At 71.7% G+C, this 19,320-nt stretch carries 21 protein-coding genes and 1 pseudogene; 12 read left to right on the top strand and 10 right to left on the bottom strand.

What is annotated here, in order from left to right; genetic code table 11:
- The first annotated feature begins 467 nt into the window (after positions 1–467).
- A complete protein-coding gene (locus EST92_RS09065) occupies positions 468–1,286 on the top strand; it encodes an SAM-dependent methyltransferase (protein WP_129280423.1) in 819 nt (272 codons plus the stop codon).
- Positions 1,287–1,326: 40 nt separating this feature from the next.
- Here the strand turns inward: EST92_RS09065 and EST92_RS09060 are convergent, their stop codons facing one another.
- The 4 genes from EST92_RS09060 to EST92_RS09045 form a co-directional block, all read right to left on the bottom strand.
- On the bottom strand, positions 1,327–1,767 hold the full coding sequence (locus tag EST92_RS09060) for a PTS fructose transporter subunit IIA (protein WP_129280422.1): 441 nt from the start codon (positions 1,765–1,767) through the stop codon (positions 1,327–1,329).
- On the bottom strand, positions 1,764–2,360 hold the full coding sequence (gene dhaL / locus EST92_RS09055; protein ID WP_161981721.1) for a dihydroxyacetone kinase subunit DhaL: 597 nt from the start codon (positions 2,358–2,360) through the stop codon (positions 1,764–1,766). Before dhaL ends, EST92_RS09060 begins: the two co-directional genes overlap by 4 nt.
- Before the next feature lie 68 nt (positions 2,361–2,428).
- Entirely contained in the window at positions 2,429–3,421 is a 993-nt protein-coding gene (dhaK, locus tag EST92_RS09050; RefSeq protein WP_129280420.1) for a dihydroxyacetone kinase subunit DhaK, read from the bottom strand.
- Positions 3,422–3,973: 552 nt separating this feature from the next.
- A complete protein-coding gene (locus tag EST92_RS09045; RefSeq protein WP_129280419.1) occupies positions 3,974–5,242 on the bottom strand; it encodes an APC family permease in 1,269 nt (422 codons plus the stop codon).
- Positions 5,243–5,462: 220 nt separating this feature from the next.
- Here EST92_RS09045 and EST92_RS09040 point away from each other — a divergent pair, with 220 nt between their 5' ends.
- A complete protein-coding gene (locus EST92_RS09040; RefSeq protein ID WP_129280418.1) occupies positions 5,463–6,821 on the top strand; it encodes a vanadium-dependent haloperoxidase in 1,359 nt (452 codons plus the stop codon).
- Positions 6,822–7,037: 216 nt separating this feature from the next.
- Here EST92_RS09040 and EST92_RS09035 read toward each other — a convergent pair whose 3' ends face one another.
- Positions 7,038–9,164 carry a SpoIIE family protein phosphatase gene (locus EST92_RS09035; protein ID WP_129280417.1) on the bottom strand — a complete coding sequence of 709 codons (2,127 nt, stop codon included), beginning with the start codon at positions 9,162–9,164 and terminating at the stop codon, positions 7,038–7,040.
- A gap of 260 nt (positions 9,165–9,424) precedes the next feature.
- Between EST92_RS09035 and EST92_RS09030 the strand changes: the two genes are divergently transcribed.
- The 9 genes from EST92_RS09030 to EST92_RS08990 all read left to right on the top strand — a co-directional run bounded on the left by EST92_RS09030 (position 9,425) and on the right by EST92_RS08990 (position 13,515).
- Complete coding sequence (locus tag EST92_RS09030) at positions 9,425–9,817, top strand: gas vesicle protein (RefSeq protein ID WP_129280416.1); 393 nt, start codon at positions 9,425–9,427, stop codon at positions 9,815–9,817.
- A gap of 84 nt (positions 9,818–9,901) precedes the next feature.
- Positions 9,902–10,351: a gas vesicle structural protein GvpA gene (locus tag EST92_RS09025; protein WP_129280415.1), complete on the top strand. Its 450-nt coding sequence runs from the start codon at positions 9,902–9,904 to the stop codon at positions 10,349–10,351.
- Between the two features lie 3 nt (positions 10,352–10,354).
- Entirely contained in the window at positions 10,355–11,068 is a 714-nt protein-coding gene (locus EST92_RS09020) for a GvpL/GvpF family gas vesicle protein (RefSeq protein ID WP_129280414.1), read from the top strand.
- Between the two features lie 10 nt (positions 11,069–11,078).
- On the top strand, positions 11,079–11,333 hold the full coding sequence (locus tag EST92_RS09015) for a gas vesicle protein GvpG (protein ID WP_129280413.1): 255 nt from the start codon (positions 11,079–11,081) through the stop codon (positions 11,331–11,333).
- A gap of 81 nt (positions 11,334–11,414) precedes the next feature.
- Positions 11,415–11,876: a gas vesicle protein gene (locus tag EST92_RS09010; RefSeq protein ID WP_129246766.1), complete on the top strand. Its 462-nt coding sequence runs from the start codon at positions 11,415–11,417 to the stop codon at positions 11,874–11,876.
- On the top strand, positions 11,873–12,679 hold the full coding sequence (locus tag EST92_RS09005; protein ID WP_129280412.1) for a GvpL/GvpF family gas vesicle protein: 807 nt from the start codon (positions 11,873–11,875) through the stop codon (positions 12,677–12,679). Before EST92_RS09010 ends, EST92_RS09005 begins: the two co-directional genes overlap by 4 nt.
- A complete protein-coding gene (locus tag EST92_RS09000) occupies positions 12,676–12,927 on the top strand; it encodes a gas vesicle protein (RefSeq protein ID WP_006607243.1) in 252 nt (83 codons plus the stop codon). The genes EST92_RS09005 and EST92_RS09000 overlap by 4 nt, the downstream gene beginning before the upstream one ends.
- On the top strand, positions 12,917–13,330 hold the full coding sequence (locus tag EST92_RS08995; RefSeq protein WP_129246769.1) for a gas vesicle protein K: 414 nt from the start codon (positions 12,917–12,919) through the stop codon (positions 13,328–13,330). Before EST92_RS09000 ends, EST92_RS08995 begins: the two co-directional genes overlap by 11 nt.
- Before the next feature lie 11 nt (positions 13,331–13,341).
- Positions 13,342–13,515 carry a CsbD family protein gene (locus EST92_RS08990; RefSeq protein ID WP_129280411.1) on the top strand — a complete coding sequence of 58 codons (174 nt, stop codon included), beginning with the start codon at positions 13,342–13,344 and terminating at the stop codon, positions 13,513–13,515.
- A 91-nt stretch (positions 13,516–13,606) separates the two neighbouring features.
- On the opposite strand, the gene EST92_RS08985 is transcribed toward EST92_RS08990, so the two are convergent.
- The 4 genes and pseudogenes from EST92_RS08985 to EST92_RS31090 all read right to left on the bottom strand — a co-directional run bounded on the left by EST92_RS08985 (position 13,607) and on the right by EST92_RS31090 (position 17,016).
- Positions 13,607–14,212 (bottom strand): DNA starvation/stationary phase protection protein, encoded by a 606-nt coding sequence (locus tag EST92_RS08985; protein ID WP_129280410.1) that lies wholly within the window; start codon positions 14,210–14,212, stop codon positions 13,607–13,609.
- Between the two features lie 64 nt (positions 14,213–14,276).
- Positions 14,277–15,244: pseudogene (locus EST92_RS08980) on the bottom strand (SDR family NAD(P)-dependent oxidoreductase).
- Between the two features lie 80 nt (positions 15,245–15,324).
- Positions 15,325–16,296 carry an SRPBCC family protein gene (locus EST92_RS08975; protein ID WP_129280409.1) on the bottom strand — a complete coding sequence of 324 codons (972 nt, stop codon included), beginning with the start codon at positions 16,294–16,296 and terminating at the stop codon, positions 15,325–15,327.
- Positions 16,297–16,302: 6 nt separating this feature from the next.
- Positions 16,303–17,016, bottom strand: coding sequence for a histone protein (locus EST92_RS31090; protein WP_154073963.1), 714 nt, complete (start codon positions 17,014–17,016; stop codon positions 16,303–16,305).
- A gap of 393 nt (positions 17,017–17,409) precedes the next feature.
- Between EST92_RS31090 and EST92_RS08965 the strand changes: the two genes are divergently transcribed.
- Positions 17,410–18,957, top strand: coding sequence for an alpha/beta hydrolase (locus EST92_RS08965; RefSeq protein WP_254068673.1), 1,548 nt, complete (start codon positions 17,410–17,412; stop codon positions 18,955–18,957).
- An 81-nt stretch (positions 18,958–19,038) separates the two neighbouring features.
- Here the strand turns inward: EST92_RS08965 and EST92_RS08960 are convergent, their stop codons facing one another.
- The gene (locus tag EST92_RS08960) at positions 19,039–19,266 is read right to left on the bottom strand and encodes a DUF6458 family protein (protein WP_040901776.1); all 228 of its coding nucleotides are present in this window, start codon (positions 19,264–19,266) and stop codon (positions 19,039–19,041) included.
- Between the last annotated feature and the right edge of the window lie 54 nt (positions 19,267–19,320).

Genomic DNA, 19,320 nt, shown 5'->3' with positions numbered 1-19,320 from the left:
CCGCAGCCCGTAGGGAAGACCGTCAAGCGAGCCGAGACGATCAAGGAACACAAACAGCGGCGAGGTTAAACGGCAAGCTCACGAGCCGTCCTCGTTCCGATTGCCGTGCACCGCCTCCGGGCGCCGAGACGCGCCGGCCGCGGGAGGGCGGTTGCCCTCACCCTCCAATGAACCGGAAAGCACGCCCGTTTGTGGCACCGTGAGGGCAAAAATCTTCCGTAGCGTATTCATATGACCACGCATGCCGGTGGCATGTGACTGCCGGTGGCGGCGGGCGGCATGGGCCGCCGCGTACCTCGCCCGGTGTGCTCCGGCATGTTCCAGGGCGTACGGGGCAGTGCTCCAACAGCCAGGCGTACGGCGGTGCATGACGCGCCGCCGGGGTGCGCGGCTTGCGAGGGGGAGGCACCGCGCGCCGGCAGGAGGCGCGGGGGAGCGGTAGCGCGTACTGGGGAGGCAGCCGCACGATGAGTGAGCACGAGCCCGTGGTGGACCTGCAACTGGACCGGGCTCACTCGTCCCGGATCTACGACTACTTCCTGGGCGGCAAGACCAATTTCCTGGCCGACCGGATGGCCGCCGGCAGCGTGCTGGGGGTCTTCCCCGCCGCGCTGGTCGCGGCCCGGATCAACCGCGAGTTCATGCACCGCGCCACCCGCGCCCTGGCCGCGTCCGGTATGCGGCAGTTCCTCGACATCGGCACCGGCATCCCCACCGCGCCGAACCTCCACGACATCGCCCAGGGCATCGCCCCGGACTCCCGGGTGGTCTACACCGACAACGACCCGATCGTCCTCGCGCACGCCGCGGCGCTCCTGCGCAGCACCCCCGAGGGGCGGACCGCGTACGTCCAGGCCGATGTCCACGACCCCGAGGGCATCCTCACGGCGCCGCGGCTCCTGGACACCCTCGATCTGCGCCGCCCGGTCGCGCTCAGCCTGAACGCGCTGATGCACTTCGTCCCGGACGACGGCCAGGACCGCGCACACGACATCGTCGAGCGCCTCAAGGCCGCGCTGCCCAGCGGCAGCACGCTCACCATGACCCATGCGACACCGGACTTCAGCCCCGCGGCCATGGACAAGATCATCAAGATCTACGCCGAGGCGGGCACCCGGCTCCAGTTCCGCTCCCGTGCCGCGTTCCGGCGGTTCTTCGACGGCTGGGAGCTGCTGGAGCCGGGCGTGACCCTCTCCCACCAGTGGCGCCCGGACCATCCCGACGACGCCACCCATGTCACCGACGCGGAGGCCGCCAGCTACGCGGCCGTCGCGCGCAAACCCTGAGCGCGACGGGGCAGGCGGCCGACCGCCTGCCCCGGATGCCTCACTCCTTGCGGTAGCCGTACGCCTCCCCGGCGGCCGCCGCGACCGCGTCCAGGTCCGCTCCGGTCGAGGAGGTGACCACGGCGGCCACCGCGCCCTCCACGAACGGCGCGTCCACCAGCCGTGCGCCGTCGGGGAGTTCATCTCCCTCGGCGATCAACGACTTCACGGTCAGTACGGCGCTGCCCAGATCGACCAGGATCGCCACCCCGGCCCCGCGGTCCACCGCCCGGGCCGCCTCGGAGATCAGCTCCGCACTCGTCCCCAGCCCGCCGTCCGGACCGCCGCCCGCTGCGGCCACCGGCACCGTGTCACCGCCGCCGGCGAGCCCGACCGCCAGCGCCGCCACCGACTCGGCGACCGGCGCGCTGTGCGACACCAGCACCACTCCGACCGGTGTCCCCGCCCCGGCGGCCGTACCGCCCGTCGTCCGCTCGCTCACTTCGCCACCTCCGCAAGGGCCGCGAACAGCAGTGCCGAGGAGGTCGCCCCCGGATCCTGATGGCCGATGCTGCGTTCGCCCAGATAGCTCGCCCGGCCCTTCCTGGCCAGCATCGGTACGGTCGCCAGCGCGCCCTTCTCGGAGGCCGCGGCCGCCGCGTCGAAGGAGGTGGCCAGGGCCTCGATGCCCGGCACCAGCGCGTCGAGCATCGTCTTGTCGCCCGGCGCCGAGCCGCCGAGCTGTGCCACCGCGTCGGCCCCGGCGGCCAGCCCCGCCCGCAGCTCCTCCGCGGACACCTGCGGAGCCTCGCCGAAGGCCTTGCCGGCCCGTCGCAGCAGCGTCCCGTACAGCGGTCCGGACGCCCCGCCCACACTGGAGATCAGCTTCCGTCCGGCGGCGATCAGGGTGGCTCCGGGGGTCGCCGGCGGCTCCGCCTCCAGCGCGGTGACCACGGCCGCGAAGCCGCGCTGCATATTTCTCCCGTGGTCGGCGTCACCGATGGGGGAGTCCAGCTCGGTGAGCCGGTCGGCCTCCCGGTCGATGACGGCGGCCGCCGCCGTCATCCAGCGTACGAAGAATGCGGCATCCAGCACCGTTTCGGACACGGACTTCTCTCCTTGGTCGTTCGGGCACTCAACAAGAAAGCGGATACGGCGCGGGCCTACCGGCCCCAGCGGAGTCCCGCGGTCTGCACCGGCGCGTCCCACAGCCGCAGCAGTTCCCCGTCCACCTGACACAGCGTCACCGAACAGCCCGCCATGTCGAGCGAGGTCACATAGTTCCCCACGAGCGTGCGGGCCACCGCCACGCCCCGTTCGTCGAGCACCCGGCGGACCTCCGCCTGGAACCCGTACAGCTCCAGCAGCGGGGTCGCGCCCATGCCGTTGACCAGCACCAGCACCGGCAGCCGCGGATCCAGCTCCGTCAGGACCGCGTCGACCGCGAAGTCCGCGATCTCGCGCGAGGTCATCATCGCGCGGCGCTCGCGCCCCGGCTCCCCGTGGATCCCGACCCCCAACTCCAGCTCCCCGGCCGGAAGATCGAACGTCGGGCTGCCCTTCGCCGGCGTCGTACAGGCGCTCAGCGCCACCCCGAAGCTGCGCGAGGACGCCACGACCTGCCGGGCCAGCGCCTCCACCCGCTCCAGCGGCATGCCCTCCTCGGCCGCGGCACCGGCGATCTTCTCCACGAAGAGCGTCGCGCCGGTACCGCGCCGCCCCGCGGTGAACGTCGAGTCGACCACCGCGACATCGTCATCGACGAGCACGCTGGCCACCTGCACCCCCTCGTCCTCCGCGAGTTCCGCCGCCATCTGGAAGTTGAGCACGTCCCCGGTGTAGTTCTTCACGACGAACAGCACGCCGTGGCCGCTGTCCACGGCCGCCGCGGCACGCACCATCTGATCGGGCACCGGTGAGGTGAAGACCTCGCCCGGACAGGCGGCATCCAGCATGCCGGGCCCGACGAACCCCCCGTGCAGCGGCTCGTGCCCGCTGCCGCCCCCGGACACCAGCGCGACCTTGTCCGCCACCGGCGCGTCCCGCCGCACGATCACCCTGTTCTCGACATCCACCACCAGCTCCGGGTGCGCCGCGGCCATCCCGCGCAGCGCATCGGCCACCACGGTCTCGGCGACGTTGATCAGCATCTTCATGGGTACCTCCTGGTGAGACTGGCAGTGGGCCATCTGACCGGTGTTCTTCCAGGTCATGGTAGGTATGGCGGGGCGGGCCCCGGTAGTCTCCGGCGGTGCGAAGCGGGGGTGGGCAGGCTGATGCCGACCTCGTGCGGGCTGGGTTGATGGCCTATCAGGTGGCGGGTACGGGCCTCCGGGACGTCGAGGAGCGGTGGGGACCAGTATCGGACGGTGAGGGGCCCGGCGGCACTGCTGCGTGCTGGTGTCGTTGCGCTCTCTGTAGTGCGTTCACCTGAGGTTGCTCGCGGGCGCGTCGTCCGGACGGCCGTGGCCCCCCGGGGTGCGCCCCTCCTGCGCCCCGCTTTCTCCGGGCGCGGAGGGGCGGCCCCGCCGTGTGGGTGTCCCCCGCGTGTCGGTGTCCCGGCGTGTCACGGTGACGTGACGTGGCTGCTGCCCTGCTCCGGTCGGGCGTCAAACCCGGTGGTGGGGCATCGCCGTGCCGGTGCCGGTGCCGGTGCCGTGGTGGCCGGTGCTGCCCGCCCGTCGGTCGCGGCCGTGGTGCCGGGCCGCTCAGCTGCGGCGGCCGGCTGCCTTGCGTACGCCGTAGGCGGCGGCGCCGACCGCGAACACCGCGGCACCCCACAGGACCGAGGCCGGCGGCAGGGCGAAGGCCAGCGCCAGGCAGCCGGCCGTGCCGACGACCGGGACGAGCCGGGCCGGGCGGCCCTCGGCGGGGCTGAGGGTCCAGGCGGAGGCGTTGGCGAGGGCGTAGTAGGCCAGCACGCCGAAGGAGGAGAAGCCGATCGCGCCGCGCACGTCCGTGGTGGCGACGAGGACGGCGACCACCGCGCCGACGGCGAGTTCGGCACGGTGCGGCACCTTGGTGCGCGGGTGGACGGCGGCCAGCGCGTGCGGCAGGTGCCGGTCGCGGGCCATCGCAAGAGTGGTGCGCGAGACCCCGAGGATCAGCGCGAGCAGGGACCCGAGCGCCGCGACGGCCGCCCCGCCCCGTACCACCGGCGCCAGGGCCGGGACGCCGGCCGCACGCACCGCCTCCACCAGCGGCGCGGCGCTGTGGGCGAGGCGGTCGGGCCCGAGGACGGACAGCACCGCGACCGCGACGCCCGCGTACACCACCAGCGTGATGCCGAGCGCGAGCGGGATCGCGCGGGGGATGGTCCGTCCGGGATCGCGCACTTCCTCGCCGAGGGTGGCGATGCGCGCGTAGCCGGCGAAGGCGAAGAACAGCAGACCGGCCGCCTGCAACACCCCCGCGACGGAGGCGTCCACGCCGAGGTCCGGGCGCGCCGGGCCGGCCGCGCCCGAGGTGAGACAGGCGGTGGCCACGGCGGCGAGCACCGCCAGGACGACCGCGACGATCCCCCTCGTCAGCCAGGCGGACTTCTGCACGCCGGCGTAGTTCACCGCGGTCAGCGCCACCACCGCCGCCACGGCAACGGCGCGCGCCTGGCCGGGCCATACGTAGGAGCCCACGGTCAGGGCCATCGCCGCGCAGGAGGCGGTCTTGCCGATCACGAAGCCCCAGCCGGCCAGATAGCCCCAGAAGTCCCCGAGGCGCTCGCCGGCGTAGACGTAGGTGCCACCCGAGCGGGGGTAGCGGGCGGCCAGCCGCGCGGAGGAGGTCGCGTTGCAGTACGCCACCACCGCGGCCAGCCCCAGGGCCGGCAGCAGGCCCGGCCCGGCCGCCGCCGCGGCCGGAGCGAGCGCGGCGAAGATCCCCGCGCCGAGCATCGCCCCGAGCCCGATCACCACGGCGTCGCCCACGCCCAGACGCCGGTCCAGCTCTCCCGCTCCGGCAGACTGCGCCGATGTCTCCATCGCTCGCTCCTCTGCTCGCTCCTCGACAAGGGGCACCACGGCCGGACCACGGTTCCGGCACCGGCGCAGACCCTAGAGCACCAAGGTGGCCGGCCGGTTTCCCCCGTTCGCCCCGTGCGCGACTTCGGGCGTAAGGACAAGGCGAGTGGTGTGCGCCCGGCGCACCCCTTCCCACGGCGAAGCGGCGTGCCCCTTCACCCGTTCGGCTGTTAAGTCGGTTATGGATACTTCTCGTTCGCGCGGCCGGTCCGTCCGCGCCACTCTCGCGGCACTCCTCCTCCTCGCCCTCACGGCGGTGGCGGGCCCCACCGCCACCGCCGGCAATCAGCCGGCACCCGCCGCGGACCCCGCGGCGGTCCGTGACTGGAACGCCCTCGCCGCCGACACCATCAGCACCAACCTCGGCCCCACCCGCCCCTCCGGGCAGGCGGTCATCTGGCACGGGTTCGTCTCGGCCGCCGTCTACAACGCCGTGGTCGGCATCCAAGGCCGCTACGCCCCGTACAAGTGGCGGGCGCGCGGGCCCGCCACCGCCTCGCCCGAGGCGGCGGCCGTGACCGCCGCACACCACGTACTGGTCGCCTTCTTCCCCGCCTCCCGGGCGACGCTCGACGCCGCGTACGCCGATTCCCTCGCCAAGATCCCCGACGGCGCGGCGAAGACGCAGGGCGTGGCGTTCGGGACGCGCTCCGCCGACCACCTCATCGCCCTGCGCGAAGGCGACGGCCGGTTCGCCACGGTGGAGTTCACCCTGCCGCCCGCGCCCGGCATCTGGCGGCCCACCCCGCCTGCCCACCTGCCCTTCATCGACACCTGGCTCGCGAAGTTGCGTCCCATGGTGCTCACCTCCCCGGACCAGGTCCGTCCCGGCAGGCCGCCCGCGCTGTCCTCGGCCCGCTACGCCCGGGACGTGAACGAGGTGAAGACCATGGGGGCGAGGACCGGCTCGCCGCGTACCGCGCAACAGACCGAGACCGCGCTGTTCTTCGGGGGCAGCCTGGTGGTGCAGCTCCAGTCGGCCTTCCGCGACTACTCCGCCCGGCACCAGCTGGGCATCGCCGACACCGCGCGGATGATCGCCGCGGCGAACGCCTCGGCCACCGACGCCGTCGTCACCGCCTGGAACACCAAGCTCCACTACGGTTTCTGGCGGCCCATCACCGCCATCCAGCTCGCCGACACCGACGGCAACCCCGCGACCGACGCCGACCCGCAGTGGCAGCCGCTGCTGATCACCCCACCGCACCCCGACTACCTCAGCGGTCACGCCACGGTCGCCGGTGCCGTGACCCGGACCCTGACCGGAGTCCTCGGCACCGCGCACCTCGATCTCACCTTCTCCTCCGACGCCACCGGCACCACACGGCACTACGACGACGCCGTGCGGTTCAACGAGGACATGATCAACGCCCGGGTCTGGGCCGGAATCCACTTCCGCACCGCGGACCTCACCGGGTGCCAGGTCGGCAACCGCATCGGCGTCTGGACGGTCACCCACTTCTTCCAACCCTTGCGCCCGGCCCACGCGCACGCCACGCTGCCGGGCCGGCCGACGTGCCCGCGCGGCACCACGCCCTGACCGGTCCGCACCGCCCGCCGGTCGACCGTACGCACCGCGGCCTGGGCAGCCGTAAGTGCCCGGCCGACCGGCGGGCGGAGGGACCACCGAGGCGGGCGGTCCGGCACGGAACGTACGGCGGCAGGCCCACGGCACCGACCACCTCACCGGTCCGGACGTCGGGGGGCCGCCGCCTGCTTGAGCGCGGCCGGTCCGGCATGCGCTCCCGTGTCGCTCTCACACGGGAATGGCCGGGCCGACCGGCAGGGCCGACAACAGCAGGAGTGCCACATCGTCCTGACGGTCCGTATCGGCGTCCTGGTTCTCCAGGAGGGCGTCGGCGAGGCGTTCGGGGCCCAGGGGCGGGGCGTCGTTGAGCCGCCCGGCCAGGTCGGCGACGGAGCGCTCCGGATCGACGCCCGGCGTTTCGACCAGGCCGTCGGTGTAGAGCGCCAGCACGGAATTCGGCGGCAGCGTGATCTCCGTGGCGGAGTACCGGGCGTCCGGGTCGATGCCCAGGAGCAGGCCGGGCGGCACGTGCAGTACCGAGGTGTGCCGGTCGGGATGGCGGAGGATGGGCGGCGGATGACCGGCGCCGGCCAGGCACGCCCGCCGGGTCCGCAGATCGATGCGGACGTACAGGCAGCTGGTGAACAGCTCCGGGTCCAGGTCGGTCAGCAGCCGGTTCGTACGGGCCAGCACCTCTCCGGGGGGCACCCCCGCGGTCGCATAGGCACGGACGGCGGTGCGGGCCTGGCCCATGAAGGCGGCGGCCGTCGCGTTGTGGCCCTGCACATCCCCGATGACGGCGGCGACGTGGCCCGCGTCGAGCCGGATCAGGTCGTAGAAGTCGCCGCCGATCTCCATACCGCGGGTCGACGGCAGGTAACGGCCGGCGACGGCGAACCCGGGCACCTCGGGCAGGCCGTGCGGCAGCAGGCCGGCCTGCAGATCGTGGGCCAGCTGCTGCTTGGTGTCGTAGAGCCGGGCCCGGTCGAGCGCCTGGGCGATCAGCCCCGCCAGCGAGGTGAGCACCTGGCGCTCCTCCGGGCTGAAGGTGCGGGGCCGGGTGTACGAGAGGATGCAGCAGCCGACCGGGCGGCCGGAGACCACCAGCGGCAGCACGGCCCGGGAGGCCTTGCCGGTCAGTTGCAGCAAGCCCGGGTAGTCGCGTTCGCTGTCGTCGGGAGAGCTGAAGAAACAGGGCTCCCCGGTGGCGAGGGCGCGTACGGCAGGGCTGTTGGCGGCGTCGAGGGCGACACCGTCGAAGGCGGTGACGGCCTCAGGGGGGTACCCGCGGTGGCCGATGGTGTGCAGCCGGCCGCCCTCCGCCGCATACATGATCATGCCCTGGGCGCCGAACGCGGGCATGATCTGGCCGGCGATGAGATCGACGACATCCCGCACGCCCACGGCCTCGGTGAGGGCCGCCGCAAGATGCAGGACGTGGTAGATCTGCCCGGCCCGCACGGGCACGACCTCGCCCTCCGTGGCCGGGGGCGCCACCGGGCCGTAATCCTTGCCCGAGGGACCGATCCACATGCTCAGCCCCCGGGCGTCCGGGAACAGCCGGAAGGTGAGCCACCGGTCCGGGGGCCGGCAGGCGGTGAACGACATCGGCCGGCGGCTGATCACTGCCGCGCGGTAGCGGTCCTCGAAGGCGGGGTCGCGCAGCCACGGCAGGGCGTCCCAGGGGCGCGCGCCGAGCAGCCGGGCCTCCTGCTCGCCGAGCAGCCCCGCCGCGCCCGTGGTGACCAGCGTGAAGCGCCCCTCCAGGTCGAGGGCGCAGCAGCCGCCGGGCAGCCGCTCCAGGTAGTCGACGGCCGCCAGCGCCTCGTCGCGGCCCACGGTCCGCGCCGGAGGCGGCGAGAGGACCCGCGGGGCGCCGGCGGGCGCGGTGGCGGTGCCGGGCCGGGGGCGTTCGTCCAGCAGCGCCGCCAGACGCCGGCAGGCGGCCGTCACCGCTTCGCGTTCGTCCCCCGACAACTGCGGTGCGTGGCCGGCCGGCCACAACAACAACAGGGCGCCCCGGCCGTCGGTGCGATCGCCGACCGGGGCCGCCGCCAGCGCGAAGTCGTAGGGCACGGCCACCGCCGTACGGGGGAAGTCCCGGGCCATCTGCTGCTGGCCGCCCGCCCACACCAGCCGCTGCTCACGGGCCGCGACGGCGACCGGGATCGGGGCGGCCAGGGCCACTCGGCTCCACGGCTCCAGGAACGGCGCCGGTATCCCGCTCATGGCGGTGAGCTGCAGCACCGGCTCATCGGCCGCCAGCTCGTAGAGGCCGCCGGCGGACGCCCCGGTCTCCCGCAGGGCGCCCAGCAGTGCCCGGTCCACCGGATCCGCCCCGGCCCCGCCGGTCATCGCTCACCTGCACACAGCTGTCGCGCCATCGAGACCACTCCGGCCGCTGGTTCTCCCGTGAGGAGACCGTCGCGCCGTCTCTTCCGGGTCAGTGCCGACGTTACGCCGCCGACCGGGCCGCGGCACTCGATCCCCCGGCCCGCACCGGTGCCGCCATGGCCAGGCGCGCTCAAGATGCGCTCAGCTCAGGCCGTATATCATGTAGGGACGCCTCTTGGAAGTGGCGTGGGCAGATGTCGCCTCCGAATCCGGAGAGGACCATGGCCACAGGCGAAGAGGACGACACGGAACGAGTCCGGCGTCCGTCCAGCAAGAAGACCGCCAAGAAAACCGTCAGAAAATCCAGCCGTACCGAGGCCGGGAGCCGCGGGAGCGGGACGGAGCGCGCAGCCCGCCGCGTTTCGGCGCCACGCGCCATGCGGAACGCCTCCGAGCAGCTCGAAGAGCTGCTGGGGCGGGCCCCCGAGTCCGTCTCCGCGGTGCAGCCGACGGAGGACGGCTGGCAGGCGGATGTGGAAGTCCTGGAGCTGGAACGGGTGCCGGGGACGACGAGCGTGATGGCGACCTACCGTGTGACGCTGGACGAGGAAGGCGAACTCGTGGCGTACGAGCGCACCCGCCGCTACACCCGCGGTCAGATCGACCGGCGTTGAGGCCGGCAGGCCGCGGCACCACGTTCGCCAGGCGAACGACTCGGCCGCTCCGCACGGCGGGGCGAGCCGGTGAAGGGAGGCACCGTGACTGTGGTGCCGCAGAGCGGAGGAGCCCTCGCCCCCGGTGGCGGGGCAGGCTCCGGAAATCTCTACGAGATCCTCGATCTGATCCTGGACCGCGGTCTGGTCATCGACGTCTTCGCACGTGTGTCGTTGGTCGGCATCGAAATCCTCAAGATCGATGCCCGCATCGTCGTGGCGAGCGTCGACACCTACCTGCGCTTCGCCGAGGCCTGCAACCGCCTCGACCTGGAAGCGGGGCGCAAGGCGCCCTCCCAGCTGACCGATCTGGTCGGAGAGGTCACCGAGGGTGGTTCGCACGGCAAGGCCAAGGGCGCACTGTCCGGAGCCGCGGAGGCCGTCAGCGACGTCCTCAAGGGCAGCGACGACGAGGAGCACGAGGAGAAGGAGAAGGAGCCCGCCGGCCGGCGTGAGCGGCAGGCTCGTCGGCCGGCCCGGCGCCGGAAGGAGTGAGCGATGCCCGTCTATGTCTACTCCATCGTCGCAACCAGCCACCCCCAGAACCTCAACGGCCTGAACGGGGTGGGCGACCCGCCGTCCACGCTGCGCACGGTGCAGAGCGAGGAACTCACCGCCGTCGTGAGCGACGCCCCCGAGGAGCTGCGTCCCAAACGCCGTGACCTGGCCGCGCATCAGGCAGTCCAGGAAGCGCTGATGGCCGACGGCACCGTCCTGCCCCTGCAGTTCGGCTTCACCACCACGGACGACGACTCCGTACGGGACGTGCTTGAGGAGCGTGCGGAGATGTACGCCGAACGGCTGGAGGCGCTGGAGGGCTGTGCCGAGTACCACCTCAAGGTCAGCCAGGCCGAGGAGGCGCTGCTGCGGCAGATCCTCTTGGAGTCGGACCAGGCGCGCGCGCTGAACGAGCAGATCACCAGCGGCACCGGCGGCCCGCAAGCCCCGCTCGCCCTCGGTGAATTGATCGCCGGGGAAGTACAGGCACGGGAGGAACAGCTCGTCGACCGGATCGTCGGGGCGCTGCGCGAATTCGCGCGGGAGGAGAGCCTGTCACAGGCGACCGGGGACGACTTCCTGAGCGTGTCCTTCCTGGTGGAGCAGGACAACGAGAAGAGCTTCCTCTACGCGGAGCAGGAACTCGCCCAGGAACTGGGGGAGGACTTCTCCTTCCGGCTGCTCGGCCCGCTGCCCGCCTACAGTTTCGTCTAGGGAGATCCCAATGGCAGGCCTGCTGACTCACCTCGCCACCCTTCCGCTGGCGCCCGTACGCGGCGTGGCCTGGGTGATGGAACGCGTCGTCGACGCCGCGGAGGAGGAGTACTACGACCCCGCACCCATCGAGCGGGAACTCGCCGAGCTCGAACGGGCGCTGCTCGCGGGCGAGATCGACGAGGAGACCTTCGACCGGCGCGAGGACGAACTGCTGGACCGGCTGGAGGAGATCAGGGCTCATGTGCAGGGCACCGGCAGCTGACCGCGGCCACCGACGAGCCGGAGCGCGGGCGCGCGCTGCGGCCGCAACACCGGGACACCCGGGAATCGAGGTGCGACGGCCGTGAACGAACCCGTGGCACGGAGGACGGGTGACTACCCGTCCCGGGCCGGCCCGTACGGCGGCCAGGGCTCCTCGGCCAACCTCGCCGACATCCTGGAACGTGTCCTGGACAAGGGCATCGTCATCGCGGGCGACATCCAGATCAACCTGCTGGACATCGAACTGCTCACCATCAAACTCCGGCTGCTGGTCGCCTCGGTGGACAAGGCGAAGGAGATGGGCATCGACTGGTGGGAGCACGACCCCGCACTCTCCTCCCGCGCTGCCGACGGCTACCACTCGCTCGCCGAGGAGAACAGGCGGCTGCGCGCCGAGATCGAGGCCCTGCGCGAGGGCGACGAGCTGCCGCCGGCCGAGGACGAGGACGAGGAGAGGCGCCCCGCGCCGCGCCGTGCCGCACGGACCTCCCGCGCCAAGCGGGCCGAGCCCCGCCCCCGCAGCAAGCGGCGGGACGAGTCATGACCGCGACGATGAGCTATGCGTACGCCGTCGCCCGGGACGACGACGACACGCTGGCGCGGGCGCTGTCCGGTCTGCCGGGCGTGGCGGACGCACCGGTGCACCTGGTGCGGCACGACGAGATGGTGGTCGCCGTGAGCCCGGTGCCCGAGCAGGACTTCCAGGAGTCCGCGCTGCGCGCCAACTTGGAGGACCTGGAGTGGCTGGAGTCGGTGGCCCGCGCCCACCACCGGGTGATCGGGGCCCTGGCCGAGCGCACCACCGTCCTGCCGCTCCGGCTGGCGACGGTGTACCTCGACGACGAGCGGGTGCGGCAGATGCTCGAAGCCCGCCAGGAGACGTTCGCCGGCCGGCTGTCCGAACTGACCGCCCACACCGAGTGGGGCGTCAAGATCTACGTCGAGACGCCCGCGGCCACCGAGCGCCCGGCCGCGCCGCCGGCCGCTGCGGACCTGAGCCCCGGGCGGGCCTACCTCAGCCATCGCCGGGCGCAGCGGCACGCCCGCGAGGACGCCTACCGGGACGCCGAGGAGGTCGCCCGGCGTGTCGAGGACGCCGCCCGGCACCATGCCGTCGACCGGGTCCAGCACCGGGTCCAGCAGGGCGAACTCGCCCGCGGGCCGGGGGAGAACGTCATCAACGACGCCTACCTCGTACCGGTGGGGCACGCCGAGGGCTTCCGCGCCGACGTCCTGCGGGCCGGCGAGGGGCTGACCGGGGTCCGGGTCGAGGTCACCGGGCCATGGGCCCCGTACTCCTTCGCCACGCCCCCCGAAACCGAGCCGATGAAGCGGGCCGCACCGTGAGGGCGGCGGACGGCCGGCCGCCGGCAGTGGCCCAGGAGCCGCTGCCGGACCGGCAGATCGCGCTGATCGACCTGCTGGACCGGCTGCTCAGCGGGGGCGTGGTCCTGACCGGCGATGTCGTGCTGTCCATCGCTGACATCGACCTCGTTCGCATCTCGCTGCGCGCGCTGATCGTCTCCATCAGCGAGCAGATGCCCGCCCCGTGGTCCGCCACCGCACCCCCGGTACGCGATGGTCATGACGGATGAGGACCGCCGCCCCGCCAGCCGCTTCGACGATGTCGCCGACGCGGCCGACCGGGCATTCCGGCTGCTGCCCGCGGCACCGCAGGACGAACTGCCGTCCGGCGGCGGGGAGCGACGGAGCCCGGCACACCGGCTGCGCACCAACCCGGACACCGTGGAACGCGACCTCATCAAGCTCGTGCTCACCCTCGTCGAGCTGCTGCGCCAGCTCATGGAACGTCAGGCCCTGCAACGGGTCGACTCCGGAGACCTCACCGAGGAGCAGGAGGAGCGCCTGGGGGCAACGCTGATGATTCTTCACGACCGCATGGTGGAACTCTGCACCCAATACGACCTCTCGATGCAGGACCTCAATCTGGATCTCGGCCCGCTCGGGACATTGCTGCCACCCGCTGAATCACCCTGAAGGAGCGTGACATGGGAATAGCAAAGAAGACCAGGAACCTCGGCCAGATCGTCGAGGGAAAGGCGATGCATACGACCGGGAAGGCGCTGGGCAACAAAAGCCTGGCCCGGAGAGGGAAAGCCGAACTTGTCAGGGGGAGAGTGAAGCAGGCAATGGAGAAGGGCAGGGACTCTCTCAGGCACTGACGGTACCGAAGGCACTGACGGCACGGCCCCGCCGCCGCACTCCCTGCGACGACGGGGCCGGCGTCATGGGCCGGGAGACTCCCGGCACGGCTCAGGATTGCCGGCTCGCCTGCTGGACGGCCACCCGGCCCACCACGGTCTCGCCGCGGGCCGCGCCGGTGCCGAGCGTGCCGCCGGCGCTCTCCAGATGCGCCCGGACGAACCACTGGAACAGCTCCAGCGACCGCAGATGCTCGATGAGCAGGTCCTGGGTCACCGGATCGACCCCGTCGGTGGCGGCCACCGCCGCCCGATGGTCCTCGATGATCCCGGAGTAGACGCCATCCAGCGCACCCAGGTGCGCGATCGCGTCCGCCCGCCCGACGGAGTAGTCCTCCCAGGTCCGTTCCGCGGTCAATGCGCCCGGCGTGCCTGCCGGGGAGCCGCCGAGGGTCGCGATGCGCTCCGCGGTGGCATCGACCATGGCGCGCACGGAATCGACCTGCGGATCGAGCATTTCGTGGACGGCGATGAAATGTGGCCCCACGACATTCCAGTGCACATGCTTGAGCGTCAGAGCCAGATCATTGAGCGCGTGCAGCCGCAGCCGCAGACGTTCGATGACCTCTCCTCCCTCGGCCTCGGTCATGCCGGGCACGGTGTACGCGGGGGAATATGCGGGGGAATTGCTCGCGGCCACGGTGAACTCTCCTTCCATCACAGGTCGGATCGTCCTGTGATGGGAAACCGGGTGCCCGGCAATTCCGCTCGGAAACATCTCCTCAGCGCTGATTGAAGCGGTCCGCCGCCCGTTCGTTGAGGGCGCCGAGGACCGCGCGCAGCCGAGGGGCCGGCGGCTGCTCCCCGGCCTCGACCGCCGCGCCGCGCACGGTGGTGCGGGTGCCGTCCCGCGGCAGCACCCGGGCGACCGCCGACACCAGCCGGGTGGTGGTCACCGGGGCCAGCCCGTGGACCGTGGCGCCGAGCCTGGCCGCCGGGGTCAGCACCAGGCGCGGGCGCCGGCGCTGGAGCGCGGTCACGATGCGGTCCGCCGCCCGCTCGGCGTTCATGGACAGCAACGGCGCCCCGGCCACCGCGGAGAACCATCCGTACTCCCGCCGCCGGTCCCCGCCGAAGAGGGCATGGACATGCGACCCGGTGCGCATCAGGCCGGGGTGGACCGCGGTCACCGAGACGCCGTGCGGGGCCTCCTCCGCATACAGCCCTTCGGCCAGCGCGCCCACCGCCGACTTGGCGCAGGAGTACGGCAGCAGATGCGGCACCGTCAGCAGACCGCCGACCGATCCGATGAGCACCAGCCGACCGCCGACCGGGCTGTGCCGGAGGTGGGGGAGGGCGGCCAGCGCGGTGTTCAGGGCCCCGTGGAAGACCGAGTCCATCGCGTCCTGGAACCCCTCGGCGCCGGCGCCTCCGCGGGGCCGACCTGGATGATGCCGGCGTTGGCGATGACGATGTCCAGCCCCCCGCGGTCCCCGGCGATCTCCGCGAGGCGGTCGCGCACCGCGGCCCGGTCCCGTACATCGCACACCACCCCCTGCACCGTGCCGCCGCGGCACGGGCCGAGCTTGCCGACGGCCCTGCCCAACTCGGCGTCGTCCCTGGCCAGCAGCGCGACCTCACAGCCGCGCCGCAGCAACTCGCGGGCCAGCAGCAGCCCGAGCCCGCGCGAACCGCCGGTGACGACAGCGGTGAGCCCCGCGATCGAAGGAGGAGGCGGAAACACACGCATGGTGAGTCCTTCCCTCGGGCGCCGGCCGGCGCGGGCGGGAGGCATGACCTCACCTCACCGGCCCCCGCGCACGAACCGGCTCACTCCTCTTCCTCTTCCTCGCCCTCTTCCCACTCCTCTTCCTCTTCGTCCCCCTCGTCCCGGTCCTCGGCGTCGCCCTCGCCCTCTTCCTCTTCCTCCCCCTCTTCCTCGTCGTACTCCTCCTCGGCGCCCTCGCCCTCGTAGTCCTCCGCTTCTTCCCCCTCTTCCGCCTCTTCGTCCTCGACGGCCTCCTCATGGGTCCGTACGACTTCGCCGTCGCGGATCTCGCCACGCCAGCCCTCCGGCTCCTCCTCGGTGAGGGTCACGTAGCGCTGGAAGTGTTTGAAGTCCAGCCGCAGTCGGCGTCCCTGGGCGCGCCAGATGTTCGCGGTCTTCTCGAAGAATCCCGAGGCGTAGTACTCGACGACCAGCACGATGCGGGTCAGGCTGGGCCCCAGCTCGTGAAAGCTGACGGCACCGTGGGTCGTTCCCCTGGAGCCCTCGGCCGTCCAGACGATGCGTTCGTCCGGCACCTGCTCCAGGACGGTCGCCTTCCAACTCCGGGTCGAGGGGCCGACCTTGGCCTTCCAGTCCGTGGTCGTCTCGTCCGACACCGACACATTGCGGACGCCCTTGGTGAAGCTGCTGAATTTCTCGTACTGGGTCCAGTGGTCGTAGGCGGTACGCAGCGGTACGCCGATATCGAGAACCTCGATGATGTTGGTGACCTTCTGGTCCCCGGACTTGCGCTTCTTCCCGCCGCCCAAGACCTCCTTGGCCTTGTCCTTGACGTTCTCCGCCGTCCCCTTGAGTGCGGCGGAGACGGGGGAGTCGCCGCCGAGGAGATTGGCGCCGATCTTGGAAAGGGATCCGCCGTTCTCGGCGACATCGGTGAGCTGGTCCGTCACATCCATCAGCTTGTCGCCGGCTCGTTCGGCCAGATTTCCGACCCAGCTCGTCACGTAGTCTCCGAGCTCGTCCCGCAGTCGGTCGAGTCCCGAGTCCGCTTTGTCCTGTCCCGTCTTGACCATGACCCGTTACCTCCGGCGCTCGACGCGCGCTGATGTCTTTTTGGCGCTCTTCTTCGCAGCGGGGCCTGATTTCCTGCCTGCGGCAGTCTTTTTCGGTGGGGCCTTCTTGGCGGCCTTCCCTGTCTTCTGCTTGGCCGTGGTCTTCTTGGCGGGTGCCTTCTTCGCGGCGGACTTCTCCGCTGTGGTCTTCTTTGCCGCGGTCTTCTTGGCGGCGGTCTTCTTCGCAGGCGCCGTCTTCTTCGCGGCCGTACGGCCGGTGGCAGCCTTCTTCCCGGCATCCGCCCGCGGTGTACGCCGGCCGGTCCGCTCCTCAGGTTCCTCCTCGGGTTCCTCTTCCTCCTCCTCGTACTCGCCCTCGGGCTCCTCCTCGCCTTCTTCCTCTTCTTCTTCCTCCGGCTCCAGCTCGCCGCTTTCGAGCTTCAGGGTCCGGTCGTGGAGCGTGTCGGCGAAGTTCTCAAGTTGGTGGTTGGCGGCCGCGGCCAGAGCCTTCCGGCCGGCGTCCAGCACTTCTCCGCGCAGTTGCTCACCCAGCTCCGCGACCTGGGGGATCTCGCCGAGTTTGCGTATCCCCTCCGTCACGAGCTGTCGCGGTTCGAGCCCCAATTGACGTCCGGCGACATACGACGCCACTGTCAAGGCGAATCGCGCCTTCTTCGTGCGGCCCAGCAGATAGCCGCCGGCCAGTGCGGCGACCAACAGGGCCTTGGATCCGTCACTCATGGGTGCGCCACCTTTTCCCGGTCATCCGGCCGAATCGGCGTCCGTTCAGGGAGCCACCGCCCAGCGGTGATGCTCGCCCTAACTCCAGAGTGAGCTGTGTGATGTCCTCCGCATCTTGAGCGCGCTGACAAGCCCTGCGCGGCTACGCGGTGAATGCGGCTGATCCCATTGTGTGGTGGATATCCGCTGGGGACAGGCCCGCGGAATGCCGTCGGTTTCCTCCGGTCCACCCGCATAAGGGCTGGTCACGGGGGTGGTGTACGGCACGTCGAATGCCTCCGTCGCAGGTGTGCGGACGCCGCGTAACGGCCCTAGGCTCGGAATATGCCGGGAATACGCCGTGCGCCGTCTCGTGTGGGAGCAGGGGGAACGCGGCGTGTTCGCCGGCGCACGGTGTCCGTACGGCTGTGGGCCGTGGCGGCGGTGGTGGCGCTGTGCGGCGTCTTTGCGGGAACTCCCGCCGCGGTGGCAGTCGGTGACCAGGATCTGACGCCGTTCTACCAGCAGCACCTGTCGTGGGAACCGTGCGGCACGGAGGTGCAGAGCGGCGCGCAGAGCGGGGGCGTCACCGAGCCGCCCGGCTTCCGGGAGCGCCTGGAGTGCGCCCGGCTGACGGTGCCGCGGAACTACTCCGACCCCGGCCGGAACACGATGCAGGTCCAGCTGATCCGGCTCAAGGCGACCGGGCCCGGCAAGCGGCTCGGCTCACTGGTGCTCAACCCCGGGGGACCGGGTGCTTCCGGCGTCAACTATCTGATCGACAGCGGCAGCGCCTTCGCCCGGCTGGGACAGCGCTACGACATCGTCAGCTTCGACCCGCGCGGCACCGGCCACACCGACCCGGTCTCCTGCGGCAGTAAGCTCAGCCCGCCCCCCGCCACGGGCGAGGACAACAGCCTGGCCGCGAAGGAGAAGCGCATCAACGAGGCCTGCGGGCGCTACTCCGGCGGGCTGCTGCCCTGGGTCGGCACCCCCGATGTCGCCCGGGACATGGACGTACTGCGCGCCGCGGTCCACGACGACAAGCTCAACTACCTCGGCTTCTCCTACGGCTCCAAACTCGGCGCGGTCTACGCCCATGAATTCCCCCGCAAGGTCGGCCGGGTGGTGCTGGACGGCGTCGAGGACCCCGGCAAGAACACCTGGCAGACCGCGGTGGCCCAGGCCCGCGGATTCCAGCGGGCGCTGGACGACTTCGCCGCCGACTGCCTCCATGGCACGAGCTGCCCGCTGGGTACCGATCCGCATCAGGCGCAGGAGCAACTTCGCAGCTGGTACCGGAAGTTGAGCGAGGCGCCGGTGAAGGTGAAGGGGGAGACGGTGGACGAGACCACCTATGTGTACGCCCTGCGGGAGTCCCTGTACAGCAGAAGTGACTGGCCGCAGTTGCGCCAGGCGCTGGCTCAGCTGCGGCGCGGTGACGCCTCGGGGATCCTCCGGCTGAGCAACAGCGGGGAGGGCGGCGGGGGCGCCCACGCCGGCCGGCTCCCGGCACGGCAGGTCGGGCGGGACGAGCTGCCGCCGCCGGACCAGCTGGCCCTGCGGGCGATCGCCTGCCGGGACACCTCGGAGCGCTACGGTGCCGACGACCTCCCCCGGGCGGAGCGTGAACTCACCAAGGCCTCCCCGCTCTTCGGCCCGGACATCGCCCCGACACTGCTGGACTGCTACGACTGGCCGGTGGCGGGCGACGACTCCTCCCGCGACGTCTCGGCGCCCGGCGCCCCGCCCATGCTGCTCGTCGCCACCACCAACGATCCGGCGACGCCCTACCAGGGTGCGTTCAGCATGGCGCGGGCGCTGGACAACTCCAGTGTCGTACTGACCTATCGTGGTGAGGGTCATGCCGCCTACACCACCGGCGACCCCTGCATCCAGCGCTATGTCGACGACTTCTTCCTGAACGGCACCCTGCCGAAGCCCCGTACGTCCTGCGGCTGACGGCTGACGGCTGACGGCTGACGGCTGACGGCTGACGGCCGACCGGCCTGCCCTGCGGCCCCAACGCATCGTCGGGGGAGGCTACTTGTAGTAGCGGGCGTCCTCGACGTCGACGACGGGGGCGCCGGGGGACGGCGGCTGGGTGCGCCGCCGCTTGAGGATGCTGACGTAGGTGGCGAGGCCGATGATGCCGACGATCATCATGATGATCCCCACCAGGTCGAGGTTGATCCCGGCCATGTGCCAGTCCACCGCGAACGTGAGGATCGCGCCCACCGCGAGCAGGCCGATGCACCCGCCGATACCCATGGTGTCAACCTCCATAACTCTTGTGGCAGAAAACCCCGTTGAGGCATCGCGTAC

Source organism: Streptomyces sp. TM32 (assembly GCF_004122755.1).
GTDB classification, from domain to species: Bacteria; Actinomycetota; Actinomycetes; order Streptomycetales; family Streptomycetaceae; genus Streptomyces; species Streptomyces sioyaensis.
The sequence above is the reverse complement of the archived record's forward strand: the minus strand, read 5'-3'. Positions and strand labels throughout refer to the sequence as shown.

What these genes read in the sequence shown, in the direction of transcription:
- EST92_RS09065 (WP_129280423.1), top strand. Translation starts at nt 468, where the DNA reads ATGAGTGAGCACGAGCCCGTGGTGGACCTGCAACTGGACCGGGCTCAC.
- dhaK (WP_129280420.1), bottom strand. Translation starts at nt 3,421, where the DNA reads ATGAAGATGCTGATCAACGTCGCCGAGACCGTGGTGGCCGATGCGCTG.
- EST92_RS09045 (WP_129280419.1), bottom strand. Translation starts at nt 5,242, where the DNA reads ATGGAGACATCGGCGCAGTCTGCCGGAGCGGGAGAGCTGGACCGGCGT.
- EST92_RS09040 (WP_129280418.1), top strand. Translation starts at nt 5,463, where the DNA reads ATGGATACTTCTCGTTCGCGCGGCCGGTCCGTCCGCGCCACTCTCGCG.
- EST92_RS09035 (WP_129280417.1), bottom strand. Translation starts at nt 9,164, where the DNA reads ATGACCGGCGGGGCCGGGGCGGATCCGGTGGACCGGGCACTGCTGGGC.
- EST92_RS09030 (WP_129280416.1), top strand. Translation starts at nt 9,425, where the DNA reads ATGGCCACAGGCGAAGAGGACGACACGGAACGAGTCCGGCGTCCGTCC.
- EST92_RS09020 (WP_129280414.1), top strand. Translation starts at nt 10,355, where the DNA reads ATGCCCGTCTATGTCTACTCCATCGTCGCAACCAGCCACCCCCAGAAC.
- EST92_RS09015 (WP_129280413.1), top strand. Translation starts at nt 11,079, where the DNA reads ATGGCAGGCCTGCTGACTCACCTCGCCACCCTTCCGCTGGCGCCCGTA.
- EST92_RS09005 (WP_129280412.1), top strand. Translation starts at nt 11,873, where the DNA reads ATGACCGCGACGATGAGCTATGCGTACGCCGTCGCCCGGGACGACGAC.
- EST92_RS08995 (WP_129246769.1), top strand. Translation starts at nt 12,917, where the DNA reads ATGACGGATGAGGACCGCCGCCCCGCCAGCCGCTTCGACGATGTCGCC.
- EST92_RS08990 (WP_129280411.1), top strand. Translation starts at nt 13,342, where the DNA reads ATGGGAATAGCAAAGAAGACCAGGAACCTCGGCCAGATCGTCGAGGGA.
- EST92_RS08985 (WP_129280410.1), bottom strand. Translation starts at nt 14,212, where the DNA reads ATGGAAGGAGAGTTCACCGTGGCCGCGAGCAATTCCCCCGCATATTCC.
- EST92_RS08975 (WP_129280409.1), bottom strand. Translation starts at nt 16,296, where the DNA reads ATGGTCAAGACGGGACAGGACAAAGCGGACTCGGGACTCGACCGACTG.
- EST92_RS31090 (WP_154073963.1), bottom strand. Translation starts at nt 17,016, where the DNA reads ATGAGTGACGGATCCAAGGCCCTGTTGGTCGCCGCACTGGCCGGCGGC.
- EST92_RS08960 (WP_040901776.1), bottom strand. Translation starts at nt 19,266, where the DNA reads ATGGGTATCGGCGGGTGCATCGGCCTGCTCGCGGTGGGCGCGATCCTC.